This window comes from Deinococcus carri (assembly GCF_039545055.1).
Taxonomy (GTDB): domain Bacteria; phylum Deinococcota; class Deinococci; order Deinococcales; family Deinococcaceae; genus Deinococcus; species Deinococcus carri.
In genome coordinates, this window is record NZ_BAABRP010000005.1 from 194236 (window position 1) to 210146 (window position 15911).

A 15911-nucleotide genomic window follows, 5' to 3' on the forward strand; every position below is an offset into this window, starting at 1 on the left:
CTGGCTCTTTCGGGTCTACCCTCGCGCCGGGTGCTGCAGTCCCGTCCCATTCCTGTGCCTGGGCAGAGCCTGCCCTCCTACCTGGAGACGCTGGCGGCCGGGCTGCCCCTTCCCATTCCCCTGCTCACGGCCCTGTTCCGCACCGGCCTGATCGACGCGGAGCGGGTCGAGGAGATCGGCCCCGCCTACGGCATCGACCTGGAGCCCGCCCGCCTGCGCGAGTTCGCCCGGCTCACCCGGCTGGATGAGGCGCAGGTCCGGGGCATGCTGCTCTCCCACTACCACGGGGTGGCGCTGGACCTCGCGGGGCTCGAGCCTGACAACGCGGGCAGTGTGCGCCGGGCCGCGCTGGATTCCTGGGCCTTTTTCGACACCAGCTGGATCTGCCCGCGCTGCGTGGCGCAGACCCGGGCGCTGCAGGTCTCCTGGCGCCTGCCGCTGCACTTCGCCTGCCTGCACCACAGAGTGCTGCACGCCGACACCTGCCCGACGTGCGGCAAGCTGTTCGGCCACATCCGCCAGGGCCATGGGGGCACCCCGCTGTTCGCCTCCCAGGTGCCGCGCCCGGGGCACTGCTGGAATGCGCCCCCGGTGGGCCAGTGCAGGACCGGACGCCTCGCCCGGCCCTGCGGCTTCGACCTGGCCCGGGCCCGCGCCCATGACCTCACCCCCTTCCCCCGGGTGTTGGCGGCCCAGCACGTCATCCTGGGCGTGCTGGATCGTGGCCGCGGCTGGGTGGCGGGCCGCGAGCGCACGGCGCTGGAATACGTGGGCCACCTGCGCTCGGTGGCGGCGCTGCTGCTGTATGGGGCCCGTGCGGGCGACCTGGGGGAGCTGCCGCCGCTCTTGCTGGACGAGGTAGAGGCCTATGTCGAGGACCGCGACCAGCGGCTGGAGCAGCGGATCAGCCGGCGCGAGCGGGAGGGGGGCCGCGGCGGCCCCACGATCGCGGCCTACCGGGGGACCCAGCGCTCCGCGGCGCTGATGGCAGCCGTGCTCACCCCGGCGGTGGAGTTGCTGGCCGCTGGCAGCGTGGGCGAGCTCGCCGAGCGCCTGGCGCCCCTGGTGGAGCGGGCGCGGGCGGTCAAGCAGCGCAAGCTGCGCCTGATGGGTACCGACTTCCACTTCGAGGGGCCGCTGGCCGAGGCCCTAGACGCGGTGCTCGCGCCCCGGGCGGGCTTTGACATCCGGGTGGGAAGCCGCTCGCGCCTCGTGCCGCCCGGCGGGTACCGCTTCCGGGCCGAGCACGTGCCGCAGCTGCTGTGGCTCGGCGTGTACCGCGAGCGCTTCGCGCCGCTGCTGGCGGAGTCCAGTATCGGCGAGGACTATGCGCGGCGGGTGGTGAGCATGGCGCTGGTCAAGCTCACCGCCGACTACAGCTGGGTGCAGACGGCCGAAGCGCTGGACCTTCCGCGCGGAAGTGGCACGGGGAGTGCGAACAAGGTGATGGGGGTGCTGAACGCCCTGGGGCGCGCAGACGCCTTCGCGGGGGCGCTGCACGCCCTGGCCGCGACCCTGCACGGGCGGGGAGACCTCACCGACTACGCGGCGCTGCGGCGCCGGCTCGAGGACTTCTCCGAGGTGCCCTGGGACGTCTGGTGCGACATTGCGGGCCCAACGCAGTGCCTGCCCGGCAAGCACGGCGGTAAGAACCGCTTCGCGGCCGCCTATGTCTGGGCGCAGGCCACCGGGGGGGACTGGCGGCTCTCGCCCGCGCTGCGGGGCAGAAATCACCTGATGCAGCGCGACATGTATCGCCGCTTCGAGAAAGAGGACCTCATGCACGTCCAGTCCGGCCTGGACGACCTCGCCGCCGACCTGGCCGCCGGGGAGAATTGGCAAAGCTGAAGGGCGAAGCCCACTGGAACAGGGCGCCTGACTCTCCCAACCTGACCCACCCTGCCCCGCCCCCGCTTGCATTCGCGAAGGCGGTCTCGCATACTCATTCCAGGTGACATGATGACCGATGAGCCCAGGCCCCGATTGACCAGGCGACAGCGCGAGATCCTGCAGGAGATCGGGCGCCTGGAGCGCCTGGGTGAGCCCATCACGACGAAGCGGATTGGTGAGGCGCTGGGCCTGAAGCGCCAGAATCTGCGGGTCTACCTGGTGGACCTACAGAACAGGGGCCTGGTGCGCTATGAGGCTGAGGAGCGGCAGACCGGGGTCATTCGGTTGAGCGAGGAGGGCTGGCAGATGACCGGGGCGGAACTGCCCGGGCGCGACCTGCGCTTCCCGATTCTCGGAGAAATCGCCGCCGGGCAGCCGACGCTGGCCGAAGGGCAGATCGAGGCCTACGCCACTCGACTTCAGGATGTGCTGGACCTGCACGAGGGCGACTTTCTGTTGAAGGTGCGCGGCGACAGCATGACGGGCATCGGCATCTATCCCGGAGATCTGGTAGCTATCCGGCCCCAGCAGGAGGAACCTCTGAGTGGCGAGATCGTGCTGGTCACCCTCCCCAATGAGAACACCGCCACGCTGAAGCGCTGGAGCCGCAACAACGGCACGGTGACGCTGGCCAGCGAGAACCCCGCTTACGCTCCCATGACCTTCAAGGTCGAAGAGGTGTTGATCCAGGGCTGCATGGTGGGCCACATCGGTACCGGGCGTAGCCGGCGCACCGGGAACGGGGAGTAGACCATGACCGCCCAGCTCACCGCACCGCCGCGCGAGCCCCTTCGCCTGGTTCCCCCGAAGCCCAGGCCCTCCCCGGTGGTGCGTTACCCCGAGCTGGTGCCCGGGGACCGGCACATCCTTCTGGTGCTAGAGGCGAAGGGGGGCAACGCCGACCTGGGAACGCTGGCGGGAGCCCTGGATCTCCCGGAGAGCGGACTCCAGACCCGGCTTTCGGCTCTTGCGGCCGCGGGAATGGTGCAGCTGCTGCCCGGGCGCTGCGCGCTGCCCGACGAGCTGCGGACCCGGGTGCAGCGCGACCTGAACTCGGCGGTCGGGGCGCGGGTGGTGCTGAGAAGCGACAACACAGTGCGTTGCCCGGCCCCGCATGCCGGGGAGCGGGTGCTGCGCTCACTCTGCCGCGAGGTCTTTGCGCCCCACGTGGTCCGGCCCCGGGTGCCTCTGCGCCAGGTGCTGGATGTGCAGGTCATGAATGCTCTGCTTGACGAGGCGGACCGGACATTTCTGGCCAACGCCAGCGTTCACGTGGACCTGGTCGTCGAACATGTCGAGACCGAGCAGCCGTTGCTGGTTCTGGAACTGGATGGCCCCCAGCATGAATGCAGTCCGCAGCTGGAGCGTGACGTGCGGAAGGACCGGATTCTGAGGGTGGCCGGGCTGCCGCTGCTGCGGCTGTGGACGTGCGAGGCACAGCCGCCCAGTGAAGGCATGTTGCGCGCCCTGCTGGGGTGGCGGCTGCAGGGGGCCCTGCGCGACCCCAACTTTCGCGAGGCCTGCCCTATGGCGCTGCGCGTGGCACTGGAAGGCGATGCCGGAAGACACCCCACGCCTGACGTTCAGCCCGAGCAGGAAGCGCTGCGCGCCCTGCTGGGCGATGAGCTGCTGACCGCCCTGCTCGGGGGGTGGGAGGCCTGTTCGCCAGCCGGCCTAGCCCGTCAGGCGACGCTGCTGCGGATTGTGACGAACCTGCGCGTGACCCACAGCGATGACGGGATCCGCCAGTGGTTCGAGCGGGCCCGCTACACCCTTCGCGGCGAGTCCCCCCGCGACATCCTGCAGGGTGACTGGAACCCCGGGGATCCGCGGGTCCGCCTGGTCTGCCGTCTGGCCGCAGCGGGCGGCAGCTTTTTCGCGACCTGAACTCCGGGAGGAAGAGATGCGGCCTGACACTGCACCACCTGAACCACCTGACGTTCCATCAGGCGAATGGACGGTCTACACACTGTCGTTGAACCACTTCGCCACCGGCGAGGGTGTGCTGGTGCAGGTGCTGGTGACCTCTGCCCGGAGCGAGGACGAGGCGCTCGAGCTGTTCTGGCACAGCTTCTACCGTGGAGAGAAGCAGCCCCAGACGTTCTGGCCGACGGTTCGGCAGGGTGTGGCCCGTGAGCCGTTGCGGCACTGGTGCACAGCGGCGTCTCTAGACGGGCTCGAAGCGCTGGCACTGACCAGTGAGAATCTGAACTTCAGCCTGAGCTGTTCGTACAACCTGGAATGAGCCGCGCCATGAAGACCTACACCCTCTCGCTGCGCCACGCGCCGACCGAAGAGGGCGCGCTCCTGCAGGTGCTGATTTTGGAAGCCGCGAGTGTACACGAGGCGCTGGAGGTCTTCGTGCACACCTTCTACCGCCACGACCCCATCGCCTGGCTGTTCCATGCAGGTGCCCTGACCATCCGCGAGGGAGTGGCCCTCGGCCTGCTGCGGCGTTACTTTAGCTCCGACCAGATCGAGCGGGTCGTGGAGTACGTCGGGGGTGGGCACCGGGTGTCGTTCTCACAGTACGACTGAGGCGCGCTCCGCTGGCGCGCGTGCGCCGGAAGGACATGACCGTGAAGAACATTCCGCCGGAGCCGACCATTGCGGTGCAGTGCCTGGCGGTGGAACCAGCGTCGCCTGAACTGCGAGTGCTGGCCGAGGTGAACGAGGACGGCTATCGGCAGCGCATCGTGGGTCGGGCAAGCGACCTGCCGACGACGCTGGCGTAGCTGGAAGAGCGCGGTGCTGGGCGCGGCGTCTGAAGAAAAAGACGCGAAGCGGGGCGGCTGAGATATCCCGAGCTGCCCAGCTCTTTTGCCGGAGTGAGGCTCGAGTACGTTCCTTCCCAAATTGAGCAACGCCGCCCGAGGGTGCCCGTTATTCTGGTTGCGATGCCCACCCTCGATTGGATCGGCAAAAAAGCCGTCCTGAACCACCACAATGAAATTCCCTACCGAACGCTGCGCTGTGATCCCGCTCTGAGCATCGGCGATGCCGCCAGTGGCAACCTCCTGGTTCACGCCGACAACCTCCAGGCGCTGCGTGCCCTGCTGCCCTATTACGGTGGTGAGGTTCAGCTCATCTACATAGACCCGCCCTACAACACGGGCGAGGAGAAATGGATCTACAACGATGCCGTCAACAGCCCGGAAGTGGCTGCTTGGCTTGGCAAGGTGGTGGGCAACGAAGCCCAGGACCTCAGTCGACACGACAAGTGGCTGTGCTTCATGTACCCACGTCTGCAACTGCTGAAGCGATTTTTGAAGCCTGAGGGTGTCTTGTTCGTGTCCATTGACGACAATGAATCGGCTCACCTTAGACTGCTCCTCGACGAGATCTTTGGAGCACGGAATTTTGTTGCCGATTTCATCTGGCGCAAGGTAGACAGCCCAAATACGAACGACGTCTCAATCGCGCCCGACCATGAACATGTCTTCTGCTATGCGCGGGACATTACAAGAGTGAAGTTCAAGCGCAAGCAAGACGCCTCCATTGCGGACGCTTACAGCCTCATTGATGAGGAGGGCCGTCGGTGCCGTGATCGTCTCCTGAAGAAGAATGGCAGCAACAGTCTGCGCAAGGACCGACCAACGATGTTCTTCCCCATTCCTGGGCCAGACGGAGTTGACGTCTACCCCGTTCATGATGATGGTCGCGAAGCCAGGTGGGCGAAAGCCAAAGCCACGGTGGACCAGCTGATCAACCGCGGCGAACTCATCTGGAAGCAGCGACCCGACGGGAACGGTGGGCTCAAATGGGTCCCTTACGCCAGAGAGTATGCCCCGCCCAGTCCGGAACGCCCCCACCCGACGATCTGGGCGGACTTAACCACCATGCGCCAGGCCAAAGCTCACCAGACCAAGCTATATGAAGGCCTGGGCGTTAACGCGTTTGACACTCCCAAGCCAGAAGAACTGCTCGCCCGCATCATAGACATGACCACGAAGCCTGGCGATTTTGTGCTGGATGCATTCGCCGGTTCCGGGACGACGGGCGCGACGGCGCAGAAGCTCGAACGACGCTGGATCATGCTCGAGGAGACCCGGTCAGTGATGGATCACATCCTTCCCCGGCTGCGCAAAGTGACGTCTGGCGAGGACGAGGCCGGGGTCACCGAGGCTTGCAACTGGGAAGGGGGCGCTGGTCTGCGCTTCTGCACCCTTGGCGAACAACTGTTCGACGAGTTCGGCAACATCAGCGAGGCCATGACGTTCCTCGACGTCGCCCGCCACGTCTACTTCACAGAGACGGGCACGCCGCTTCCAGCCGACGCTGGCATGGAGGCCCCCTTTGTCGGTACCCACGAGGACACCGACTACTACCTCTTCCTGGGCGAAGAACTTCGCCGCGAGCACCTCGCCGGGCTGCGAAAAAGCGGGCGCAAGCGGGTTCTCTACGCCGAGGGCAAGCACATCGATGACCTGCTGCTGGGTCAGCACCGGGCCACCTTCAAGCAGGTTCCCTACTCCGTGAGGCAGGCATGACCATCGAGCTCAAGACCTATCAGCAGGAGGCTCTGGACGCCTTCTCCATGTTCCTCAGCCTCACGCGCTCGGGAGGCAGCCCGGCGGACGCCTTTCACCAGACCCGCGCGCACTTCAAGGCGCCAGCCCTGACCTACGTCGAGGCCCCGGGACTGCCTGGCGTCCCTTACGGCTGCATCCGCATTCCCACCGGGGGCGGCAAGACGCTGGTCGCCGCGCGGGCGGTGGGGATCGCGGCCTCCGAGTACCTGCAGCTCGACCACACGACAGTGGTCTGGCTGGCCCCCACCGACCAGATCGTCTCCCAGACCCTGAGGGCGCTCCGCAACCGTCAGCACCCCTACCGCCAGGCCCTCGAGGCGGCGGTGGGCGGACGCCCGGTGGAGGTGTTGGACCTCGCCGAGGCGCTCTCGGTGACCAAGGCGACGCTCGATTCGGCGACCACCGTGATCGTCAGCACCCTGGCAGCCCTGCGGGTGGACAATGAGGGCACCCGCAAGGTCTACGAGAGCGCCGGCGCCCTGATGCACCACTTCGGAGGCCTGCCCCGCGAGCAGCAGCAGGAACTGCAGCGCGCGGACGGGACGGTGGCCTACTCATTGACCAACGTCCTGCGGCTGCACCGGCCCTTCGTCATCGTCGACGAGGCGCACAACGCGGGCACCAAGCTGTCCTTCAAGACGCTCGAGCGCTTCCGCCCGTCGTGCATTCTGGAGCTCACGGCCACGCCCAGCCTCAAGCATGACCCGCAGAAGGAGGAGTACGGCAGCAACGTCTTCTACACGGTCAGCGCCTTTCAGCTCAAGGCCGAGGGCATGATCAAGCTGCCGGTGCGCTTGCAGACCCACCCCTCCTGGCAGACCATCGTCGGGCGGGCCCTGAAGTTGCGTGACCGCCTCGAGCAGGACGCGGCGCGCGAGCGCGGCCTCACCAGCGAGCAGATCCGCCCGATCATCCTCTATCAGGCCCAGGCCAACGATGCCCAACAGGCCACCCTGACCCCGGAATTTCTGCGGCATGAGCTGGTGAACCGCTTCGGCGTTCCCGAGGAGCAGATCAAGGTCGCGACTGGCAACGTCAAGGAGCTCGACGGCATTGACCTGATGGACCCCGGCAGTCCGGTGCGCCACGTCATCACGGTGCAGGCGCTGCGCGAAGGCTGGGACTGCCCCTTTGCCTACGTGCTGTGCTCGGTGGCCGAGCTGCGCAGCAAGACCGCCGTGGAGCAGTTCGTGGGCCGAGTGCTGCGTCTTCCTAAGGCGCAGCCCAAGCAGGTGCGCAGCCTCAACCTCGCCTACGTGCTGGTGACCTCCGACAACTTCGCCAAGACGCTGCGCCAGCTTAGCGATGGCCTAGTGCAGGGAGGCTTCTCGAAATACGAGGGCAAGCGGGCCATGGAGGCCGGCGGCCTCTTTGACGAGCCCGCGATAGAGCCAGGGGCACCCGGGCAGACACCTAGCCTGGGGCCGATCTTCGTGCCCAATCTGGAGGAGCTTGATGGCGACCCCAGCGTGGTGCTCACCGGCGGGCTTGACCCAGCAAAGCTCACCGGCGCCCTGGCCCAGAAGGTGGACTACGACCCGGCAACGCGGCGCGTCACCATCCGCGCAAAGACGCTCAATGAAGCGGAGACCGAGCAACTCCAGGCGGCCGCGGCGGACACCGACGACCAAGCGGTCCTCGAGAGCGTGCACCGCTTCCTGGAGGCGCCGCCCAGCGAGCGCGGCGTACCCTTCCGGGTGCCCTGGTTGACCGTGCGCCTCCAGGGCGAGGCGCAACCGGTGCTGTTCGACGATAGCGTGCTGATCGACCGCGGCTGGAAGCTCACGGACCATCCGGCGGAGTTGACCGAGCAGGAGTACACCCTGACCCCTCGCCCGGTGGCCAGCGGCATCATCGACGTCACCGAGAAGGGCAAGGTGGAGGAACACCGCGACGATGGGGTCGACACCCTGCAGGAGTTGCGGCTGCAGTTCGACCACACCACGGTGGCAAGCGAGGTGGATCTGGTGGTGTGGCTCGACCAGAGCTTTCGGCATGAGGACGTGACTTCGACGGCGAGCACGCTCTGGCTGCGGCGCCTGGTGCGCTTCCTAACGGAAGTGCGCGGGGCAAAGCTTGAAGACCTGGCCTACGACCGCTTCCGGCTGCGTGACGCCGTGAAGGCCAAGGTGGACGGTTACCGCAAGGTGGCGAAAAAGCTCAACCACCAGGCGCTGCTGTTCGAACGCCCAGAGGACGTCCTAGTCGGCGCGGACGCGGTCTTCTCTTATGGGGTGCAGTACCCGGCTTCACGGCTCTACGAGGGCCCGCACCAGTTCAGCCGACACTACTACGGCCTGCCCGGTGACTTGGAACCTGGCAAGGAAGAAGAGGCCGTCGCCATCGCGCTGGACGGCATGCCCGAGGTGAGGCACTGGGTGCGCAACATCGCCCGGCAGCCCCGGCATTCCTTCTGGTTCCAGACCTCGACCGACAAGGCCTACCCAGACTTCGTGGTCGAGCTGAACGACGGCCGCGTGATCGCCCTCGAGTACAAGGGTGATCACCTCAGGGGCAACCCGGACACAGTCGAGAAGGAGGACATCGGCAAGCTCTGGGAGGCCCGGGGCGGGGGGCAGGTGAAGTTCCTGATGCTCTTCAAGGAGGCCCTGCCCAGGCTGCGCGAACTGCTGCTGGCGTAAGACCCCCCCCGCCTGCCGCCACCAGAGCCTCTTGACCACTTCCCCGACGTCGCTCTGGTATTCATCGAATCTACGGGATTCTGGTGCAGCCGAAAATTCGCCCAGCGCAGAACGTGATCCTTGGTATTATCCAAGGGCAGAAGTCAACTCCGCCTCTGGCGCGAAAGGACGTGGGCCATGGCCAATGTGCAGAAGCAGTTCGACGAGTTCCACGGCAAGATCAAGCTCGAGCGGTTCGACGAGAACAAGGCCCTCCGGGACGAGCGCGACGCGGTGCTGAAAGCCCTTCGCGAGGGCCTGAAGAAGGTGTTCGAGGACAAGGAGGAGGACACCCCGACCTTCTGGACCTTCAACCAGGGCAGCTACGCGATGAACACCGGCGTCAAGCCGCTCGCTGGGGGTGAGTACGACATCGACGTCGGGGTAGTCCTGAACGTGGCGATGGACGGGCGTGACGCCGTCGACGTGAAGAAGTGGGTCCGCGACGCCTTGGCGAACTACGAGCAGGGTGCCGAGATCCGCCGCTCCTGCGTCACCGTCTTCAAGCCGGGCTACCACGTCGACCTCGCCGTCTACGCCGACCCCGAGCTCAGCGCCAACCGCAAGCTGAACCTGGCCAAGGGCAAGGAGAACTCCGGGGAGGACCACCGCTTCTGGCAGGTCAGCGACCCCCAGGGCTTTCAGGACCTGATCGCCACCAAGCTCGATGGCGACGACGCCCGGCAGTTCCGCCGCTGCATCCGCTACCTCAAGCGCTGGCGCGACGAGCGCTTCAGCTCGGACGGCAGCGCCGCCCCCATCGGGATCGGCCTGACGGCGGCCGCATACCACTGGTTCGAGGTGAGCAAGCGCACCGACGCCGTCAGCCTCAAGGTCACCTACGACGACCGAGAGGCGCTGGAGAAGTTCGTGCAGCGGCTGCTGGACAACTTCAGCCTGGTCTGGGACGCTGAGGACCAGCGCTTCTACTCGCGCCTGAAGGTGAACTTGCCGGTCGAGCCCTACGGCGACCTGTTCAGCAAGATGACGGGACTGCAGATGGAAGCCTTCAAGGCCAAGCTCGAGACTCTGCTGGGCGCCCTGCAGACCGCACGCAGCAAGCTCGAGGTCCACGACGCGTGCGCCGAGCTGGCCAAGCACTTCGGGGCCGACTTCCCGGTGCCCGACAAGGAGAAGAGCTCCACCCCCACGGGCCGGGCTGTCGCGGGTTCGGGCTCCTCGGGCTGCGCGGTGGGGCCCCAGGTTGAACAGGACTGAGCTTGAGGCGCTCCTGCTCGAGTTCGCGCGGCAGGCGGGCTTGGAGGGGGCCCGCCTGCTGCGCGGCTCGGAGCAGCACGCCCCGTGGATGCGGGGGCGTGGGCTCGTGAGCGGGATCGCCGGAACCACGCGGGTGGCGGGGCGGGAGGTCGCCCTGCGGGTGGGCGTGCCCCACACCTTCCCCTTGGAACTGCCGGTGGTCCGCCTAGACGGGGCCAAGAAGTTCCCCCACACCCCGCACGTCGAGGAGGACGGCGCCGTGTGCTACGTCATCCCCCAGGGCCTGGTGATCGACCGCCACGACCCCCTGGGCGTGCTGCACTACGCGCTCGGGCGCGCCGTGGAGACGCTGCGGCGCGGGTGGGAGGAGGACGCCGACGACGAGTTCATGGACGAGTTCGGGGCCTACTGGCGCAACACCCGGCCGCAGCACGTCGTCGACTCGTTCCTGAGCGTGGACGACCGGGTGAGGCTGGTCCGCCTCAAGATGGCGCCCCACGCGCGGCAGGCGCCCCGGGCACGGCACGCTTCCACGCCCGCCACCACCTGGGCCCAGACCCAGGAGGTCCGGGAGCGGGACCGGCGGCGCAACGCGCGGGCACGGCGGCTGATCGAGGTGGACCGGCCCGCGCCCAGAAGCCTAGGCTGGGTATTCGACGATGTGGAGGATCCGCGGGCCTTCCACCAGCGCGAGCAGCAGCAGGGCTGGCGGCACGCCCTATACATCCCGCTGCCCCGGGAGGCGCGGGTCCGCCCTCCCCGGCCAGGGGAACGCTGGAGTGCCCAGGAGGTCCGCGAGATCGTGCGGGGGAAGCTGCACCCGCAGGAGTTGGAGGGGCTTGATCGCCTGGCCGCGAGGTGCGGCGACGAGCTACTGGTGATTCTCGCGCTGCCGCGACCCCGGGGGGGGACCACACTGGTGGGACTGCGTTACTTCGGGTTGAAGGGCCGCCATCCCCTGGCCGCGCCTGGCCCTGAGGACGGGCCCTGGGCGGAGCCGGAGCCGGTCATGGTGCAGCGCCTCGACCGGGCCCTGGTGACGGCCCGTGGCGGGGCGCGCCCCGACCTAGGCGGCAAGTGCGTGCTGCTGGTGGGGTGCGGCTCGGTCGGGGGTCACCTGGCCACCATGCTCGCGACGGCCGGGGTGGGGCACCTGACGCTGGTCGACCCCGACCGGCTGGCCTGGGAGAACGTCTTCCGGCACGTGCTGGGGAAAAAGGCCCTCGGGCGCCGCAAGGTAGAGGCGCTCGCGGCCGAGCTGCGCGACCGGGTCCCCTACTTGAGGGTGCGTGGCGTGCCCCATACCATCGCCCAAGCGCTGCGCGAGGGCGAGCTGGAGCTCGGGGATTTCGACCTGATCGTCTCCGCGACGGGCGAGCCGACCGTGGACCTCGACCTGAACGCTCGCATCCAGGGGCAGGGCGGCCCCCCGGCGGTGTTCGCCTGGCTGGAGCCCTTCGGCATCGGCGGGCATGCCGCCCTCTCCACCGGGGGGCAGGGCTGCTTCGAGTGCCTGTACACCCCGCCCGAGGAGGACGCGGCGGAGGGGCCGTTCAACCGGGCAGCGCTCTACGCCCAGGCGCAGCCGCGGGACTTCAACCTCGACGAGGTGGGCTGCGGCAGCTTCTACGCGCCCTTCTCCGACCTCGACGCCCGGCAGACGGCGGAGCTCGCGACGCGCCTGGCGATCTCGGCCCTGGAGGGCCGGGAGGGGCAGAGCGTCCTCAGGAGCTGGAAGGGCGACTCCACAGACTTCCAGGCCGCTGGCTACGTCCTCTCCGCGCGGCACGGACTGTCCTCGGACGCCCTGCGGGCGGGGGTGGACTACGCCTCGCCCGGCTGCCGCACATGTCGGGCAGGCCGAGCGGCGTGAGCCTGCCGCTGGTGTTCCGGAAGGGGGATGGTGGCCGGCTGGGGATCGCCAGGAGCGGCCTGGAGCGGATGCTGTCGTTCACCCAGCGCGGGCCACACGACACCGAGGCGGGGGGCGTGCTGATCGGCCGCTTCATCGAGGGGGGCGAGGACGTGGTGGTCGACCTAGTCACCCCGCCGCTCCCGGGGGACCGCCGCTCGCGCTCGCGCTTCCACCGCGCGCAGAGGACCCACCAGGAGGTCATCGACCACGAGTGGCAGGCGAGCGGGGGAACCCGCACCTACCTGGGGGAATGGCACACCCACCCCGAGCCCTACCCCACACCGTCGACGATCGACCTCAACGGCTGGCGACAGCGGATGAAGCGCGACACCTTCCACGGGGATACCCTGCACTTCCTGATCGTCGGGCAGGTCGAGGTCCGCGCCTGGGAGATGCGGCGTGGGCTGTGCATCCCCTACGTGGCGCCGCGGGCCACACGCCTGGCGCGGACCGAGGAGGGGGAGAGCTGATGCTCAGGGGTGAGTTGAAAGGAGATTCATGACCAAGAGGAGCAAGAAGCCCACGACGAAGAAGCTGGCGCAGTCAGCTGGGGCCCCAAAGGCAGAGTCGGCGGCCACTGAGAAGCGTAGGAGCGAGACTCACAAGAACCTCGGCACCTGGGACACCATCCGGCTCTGGGTCGCCGCCGGCGGGCGCTGCCAGCGGTGCAACGAGCTGCTGACCGAGAGCCCGACCTCGTGGGATCCCCTGAACCTGGCCGAGCGCGCCCACATCGTCGCCCAGACGGAAGGGGGCCCCCGGGGGCAGGAAGGGCTGTCCAACGAGCTCGCCACGAGCCTTGAGAACGTGATGCTGCTCTGCCTCAAGTGCCACAAGGAGATCGACGACGCCAAGCTGCTGCCAAAGTTCTCGGTCGACCGGCTGCGCAAGATGAAGGCGCAGCATGAGGAGCGGGTTCGCTACCTCACGGACCTGCGGCCCAAGCGCACGCGGATTCTCCTGCTCACCACGCCGATCCGGCAGCCTGCCGACGCGGGGAACGAGGCGAAGGATCGCGAGGTCGTGCTGCGGGAAGTTGACGCCCGCGAGGCGATCCTGCCCGACTACTTCGCGGACTCGCCCCACGCGACGGCGATCCGGGTGGAGATCGAGGGCGAGGAGGATGCTGTCGCCTGGCAGAGCACCTTCCGCCGCATCAAGCAGCGCTTCGACGCGAAGGTGCAGGGCGAGCAGTTGGATCACCTCTCGGTGTTCGGGCTTGGGAAGATCCCCGCGCTCGCCTACCTGGGACACTTGATCGGGGATACCCGTCCCGTCACCGTGTTCAACGTCAGCAACGGCGTACCGCAGAAATGGCAGGAGGCGGGTCCGGCGAACTTCGAGTACCAGGTCAATCGACCGCCGAGAGCGGAGCGCCCCAGCCGGGACGTGCTGCTGCTGCTCTCGCTCTCCGGGCCGGTGGTGGCGCGGCAGTACGCGGGGCGTGTGCCTGAGGGCAGCGATGTCTACGAGATCGCCAACGAGGAGAAGTACCAGCAGCTCAACTGGCTTGTCGCGGAGAAGCAGCTCCAGCAGTTTGGGACGGTCTATCAGGACCTGCTCAGCGAGATCCAGAGGACCCACGGGCAGGACGCCGTGATCCACGTGCTGGCCGCCGCACCAGCCGCCGTGGCCATTGAGGTCGGCCGGCTTCACCGGTCCAACTCCCATCCTCGCTTAGAGGTCTACAACTGTGTGGGCGGCTTCTTCTCGCCCGCGCTCACCCTGAGGAGGGGCGAATGACTGAACCGCGGCTATTTACCATCGTGCGCGAAGCCGACGCCACCGGCATCAGCGGCACTGGCCGGGTGCTTGACGGCGTGATCTTTCACACTGGGCAGGTCGTGGTGTGCTGGCGCTCAGCCTTCGGCAGCATCACCATCTTTGAGAACTGGGACGCCTTCGCTGGGGTGCACCTGAAGGCACACCCCGAGAACCGGGCCAAGATCATCTTTCTCGATGGCGAGGCCCCGGAAGGCGCCCAGTAGGGCTACGTCGGGCTCGGCTGCCCATCGCCACGCTGTTCCTCCACGCACCTGGTGAGCAGCGGTCATGGTTGCCCTCTGGGCTCAGGGACGCTTGAGCGCCACCGCGCGCGCCAGCAGAGCCCGGGCGCGCCGCCGCCCATCGAAGGACCCCACCCCGAGGAAGCTCCCCAGGGCGAGGCTGAAGGGCAGGGCGAGCAGGGGCAGCGTCCACTCGCCCGTCACCTTCTGCACCCCGGCGTAGGTCCCCAGCAGCAGCGCGACCAGGCCGACGAGGCCGCCGACCCGGGCCGGCCCCAGCAGAGTGTTGGCGGCACGGTCCACGGCTTCCAGTTGGCTGTCGTACTCTGCGAGGGCGTATTCCAGCGCCTTGAGGTCGAAGGCCTGCAGCTTCTCGGCGACGTGCGCCTCGCGCGCTGCGCTCCACCATCGCGGCGTGGGCCTCCGGGTCGGCCGCGTTGGTGAGCCGGAGGTATTCCACGCGGTACAGGACCAGGCGCGCGAGGAACAGGACCAGCACGGCGGTGGCCAGGATGACCACGGTGAGGTCAGGAGCGTGGACGTTCACCAGGACGTAGGTGGTGGCGGTGGTGAGCAGCAGGGCGATGTCCAGCAGCAGGGGAAGGTTCGCGCTCAGGCGCCAGAAGGGGTGGCGCCGCCGCGCCTGCACCAGGGGTGGGCGCGAGGGTTGCAGCAGGGCGTGGATGGCGCGCACCTGCGAGAAGACGTCGTCGGGCACGCCCGCACCTTAGCTGAGGGGCCGGCGAGCGGCCGCCAAATATGAGCCGCGTTCCCACGTTGAATCTCCGGCGCCTGCGCACGCCGGGGGCGGGGCAGTACCACCGGGCCGGGGGCGCACGGAGCTTGAGGCCCAGCAGCGCGGCGGCCCCTGCGCGGTCCTGAGAGGCCCATGGAAGGGCCTTCGTGCCGTTCCCCTCTCCGCTGCCCCCAGCAGGCCCAGGCAGGCGCCCTGCGCGGGCGGACCTCCGGGCCAGCGAGGCTGCCCCGGCTGCTCCACCGGCCCATGAATGGCATCGGCCCTGTTCCGCGGCATTCTGGCCTGGAAGGGGGCGCCACGAGGGGCGACGGCCTGCCCGGGGCGGTGAGAACCGGTCGGGGAGTGGGAGAATCAATCCCGCAGTGGGAAAATAGGGTGAATGCTGTCCTGGACGGCTCAACCTCGCTAGGGAGCCGGGAGCTATTTTCCCACTTTTTTTCCGACCTGCATCTGGCTGAGTCAGGGGCACTGAAGCGCCGCGGGGTGCATCAGCCGTGGAAGTCGGGTAAAGGCCGTCCAGCACGGTGTGAACGGTGGGTCCGCAGCTCTCGCGGAGCAGTGGGAAAATGATGATCCGGGTGGGAAAGTACGCTAGATGCCTTCTGAGGCGCAATCCAGCCCACTTCAGGAGGTAGAGCTATTTTCCCATTTTCTGGACGCCCCAGCACCTGCCCCGGGCAGAAATGATGTGCCAGACCGTGAAAAGCGCGCCCGGGTGGGCGCGCCTGCTGTTGAGCGAGTGGGAATATACATCAGCGAGTGGGAAAGTATCTTGGCCGCCGACAAGAGCTATTTTCCCATTTTCTGGACGCCCCAGCACCTGCCCCGGGCAGAAATGATGTGCCAGACCGTGAAAAGCGCGCCCGGGTGGGCGCGCCTGCTGTTGAGCGAGTGGGAATATACATCAGCGAG

General features: G+C 67.8%; 14 protein-coding genes. 13 read left to right on the forward strand and 1 reads right to left on the reverse strand.

The genetic code is table 11. The features are described from left to right. Nucleotides 1–30: 30 nt before the first annotated feature. The 13 genes from ABEA67_RS09265 to ABEA67_RS09325 all read left to right on the forward strand — a co-directional run bounded on the left by ABEA67_RS09265 (nt 31) and on the right by ABEA67_RS09325 (nt 14224). Complete coding sequence (locus tag ABEA67_RS09265) at nt 31–1848, forward strand: TniQ family protein (RefSeq protein WP_345464237.1); 1818 nt, start codon at nt 31–33, stop codon at nt 1846–1848. A gap of 108 nt (nt 1849–1956) precedes the next feature. Then, complete coding sequence (lexA, locus tag ABEA67_RS09270; RefSeq protein ID WP_345464241.1) at nt 1957–2640, forward strand: transcriptional repressor LexA; 684 nt, start codon at nt 1957–1959, stop codon at nt 2638–2640. Nucleotides 2641–2643: 3 nt separating this feature from the next. Then, nucleotides 2644–3777: a DUF2726 domain-containing protein gene (locus ABEA67_RS09275; RefSeq protein ID WP_345464244.1), complete on the forward strand. Its 1134-nt coding sequence runs from the start codon at nt 2644–2646 to the stop codon at nt 3775–3777. Nucleotides 3778–3865: 88 nt separating this feature from the next. Then, entirely contained in the window at nt 3866–4135 is a 270-nt protein-coding gene (locus tag ABEA67_RS09280) for a hypothetical protein (RefSeq protein ID WP_345464247.1), read from the forward strand. Nucleotides 4136–4143: 8 nt separating this feature from the next. After that, entirely contained in the window at nt 4144–4428 is a 285-nt protein-coding gene (locus ABEA67_RS09285; RefSeq protein ID WP_345464249.1) for a hypothetical protein, read from the forward strand. Nucleotides 4429–4463: 35 nt separating this feature from the next. Further along, a complete protein-coding gene (locus ABEA67_RS09290; RefSeq protein WP_345464252.1) occupies nt 4464–4625 on the forward strand; it encodes a hypothetical protein in 162 nt (53 codons plus the stop codon). A 162-nt stretch (nt 4626–4787) separates the two neighbouring features. Further along, nucleotides 4788–6380, forward strand: coding sequence for a site-specific DNA-methyltransferase (locus tag ABEA67_RS09295; RefSeq protein ID WP_345464255.1), 1593 nt, complete (start codon nt 4788–4790; stop codon nt 6378–6380). Next, the gene (locus tag ABEA67_RS09300) at nt 6377–9064 is read left to right on the forward strand and encodes a DEAD/DEAH box helicase (protein WP_345464258.1); all 2688 of its coding nucleotides are present in this window, start codon (nt 6377–6379) and stop codon (nt 9062–9064) included. Before ABEA67_RS09295 ends, ABEA67_RS09300 begins: the two co-directional genes overlap by 4 nt. Nucleotides 9065–9241: 177 nt before the next feature. Next, nucleotides 9242–10321: a cyclic GMP-AMP synthase DncV-like nucleotidyltransferase gene (locus ABEA67_RS09305; RefSeq protein WP_345464261.1), complete on the forward strand. Its 1080-nt coding sequence runs from the start codon at nt 9242–9244 to the stop codon at nt 10319–10321. A 106-nt stretch (nt 10322–10427) separates the two neighbouring features. Beyond that, the gene (locus ABEA67_RS09310; RefSeq protein WP_345464263.1) at nt 10428–12194 is read left to right on the forward strand and encodes a ThiF family adenylyltransferase; all 1767 of its coding nucleotides are present in this window, start codon (nt 10428–10430) and stop codon (nt 12192–12194) included. Then, entirely contained in the window at nt 12170–12706 is a 537-nt protein-coding gene (locus ABEA67_RS09315) for a Mov34/MPN/PAD-1 family protein (RefSeq protein ID WP_345464266.1), read from the forward strand. The genes ABEA67_RS09310 and ABEA67_RS09315 overlap by 25 nt, the downstream gene beginning before the upstream one ends. A 28-nt stretch (nt 12707–12734) precedes the next feature. After that, nucleotides 12735–13979, forward strand: a complete 1245-nt coding sequence (locus ABEA67_RS09320; protein ID WP_345464269.1) for an HNH endonuclease — start codon at nt 12735–12737, stop codon at nt 13977–13979. After that, nucleotides 13976–14224: a hypothetical protein gene (locus ABEA67_RS09325; protein WP_345464272.1), complete on the forward strand. Its 249-nt coding sequence runs from the start codon at nt 13976–13978 to the stop codon at nt 14222–14224. The genes ABEA67_RS09320 and ABEA67_RS09325 overlap by 4 nt, the downstream gene beginning before the upstream one ends. Nucleotides 14225–14305: 81 nt before the next feature. Here the strand turns inward: ABEA67_RS09325 and ABEA67_RS09330 are convergent, their stop codons facing one another. Next, nucleotides 14306–14545 carry a hypothetical protein gene (locus tag ABEA67_RS09330; RefSeq protein ID WP_345464275.1) on the reverse strand — a complete coding sequence of 80 codons (240 nt, stop codon included), beginning with the start codon at nt 14543–14545 and terminating at the stop codon, nt 14306–14308. Nucleotides 14546–15911 lie beyond the last annotated feature (1366 nt).

Coding starts and splice junctions, on each gene's coding strand:
- ABEA67_RS09300 (WP_345464258.1), top strand. CDS start 6,377: ATGACCATCGAGCTCAAGACCTATCAGCAGGAGGCTCTGGACGCCTTC.
- ABEA67_RS09275 (WP_345464244.1), top strand. CDS start 2,644: ATGACCGCCCAGCTCACCGCACCGCCGCGCGAGCCCCTTCGCCTGGTT.
- ABEA67_RS09290 (WP_345464252.1), top strand. CDS start 4,464: ATGACCGTGAAGAACATTCCGCCGGAGCCGACCATTGCGGTGCAGTGC.
- ABEA67_RS09285 (WP_345464249.1), top strand. CDS start 4,144: ATGAAGACCTACACCCTCTCGCTGCGCCACGCGCCGACCGAAGAGGGC.
- ABEA67_RS09295 (WP_345464255.1), top strand. CDS start 4,788: ATGCCCACCCTCGATTGGATCGGCAAAAAAGCCGTCCTGAACCACCAC.
- ABEA67_RS09315 (WP_345464266.1), top strand. CDS start 12,170: ATGTCGGGCAGGCCGAGCGGCGTGAGCCTGCCGCTGGTGTTCCGGAAG.
- ABEA67_RS09305 (WP_345464261.1), top strand. CDS start 9,242: ATGGCCAATGTGCAGAAGCAGTTCGACGAGTTCCACGGCAAGATCAAG.
- ABEA67_RS09320 (WP_345464269.1), top strand. CDS start 12,735: ATGACCAAGAGGAGCAAGAAGCCCACGACGAAGAAGCTGGCGCAGTCA.
- ABEA67_RS09325 (WP_345464272.1), top strand. CDS start 13,976: ATGACTGAACCGCGGCTATTTACCATCGTGCGCGAAGCCGACGCCACC.
- lexA (WP_345464241.1), top strand. CDS start 1,957: ATGATGACCGATGAGCCCAGGCCCCGATTGACCAGGCGACAGCGCGAG.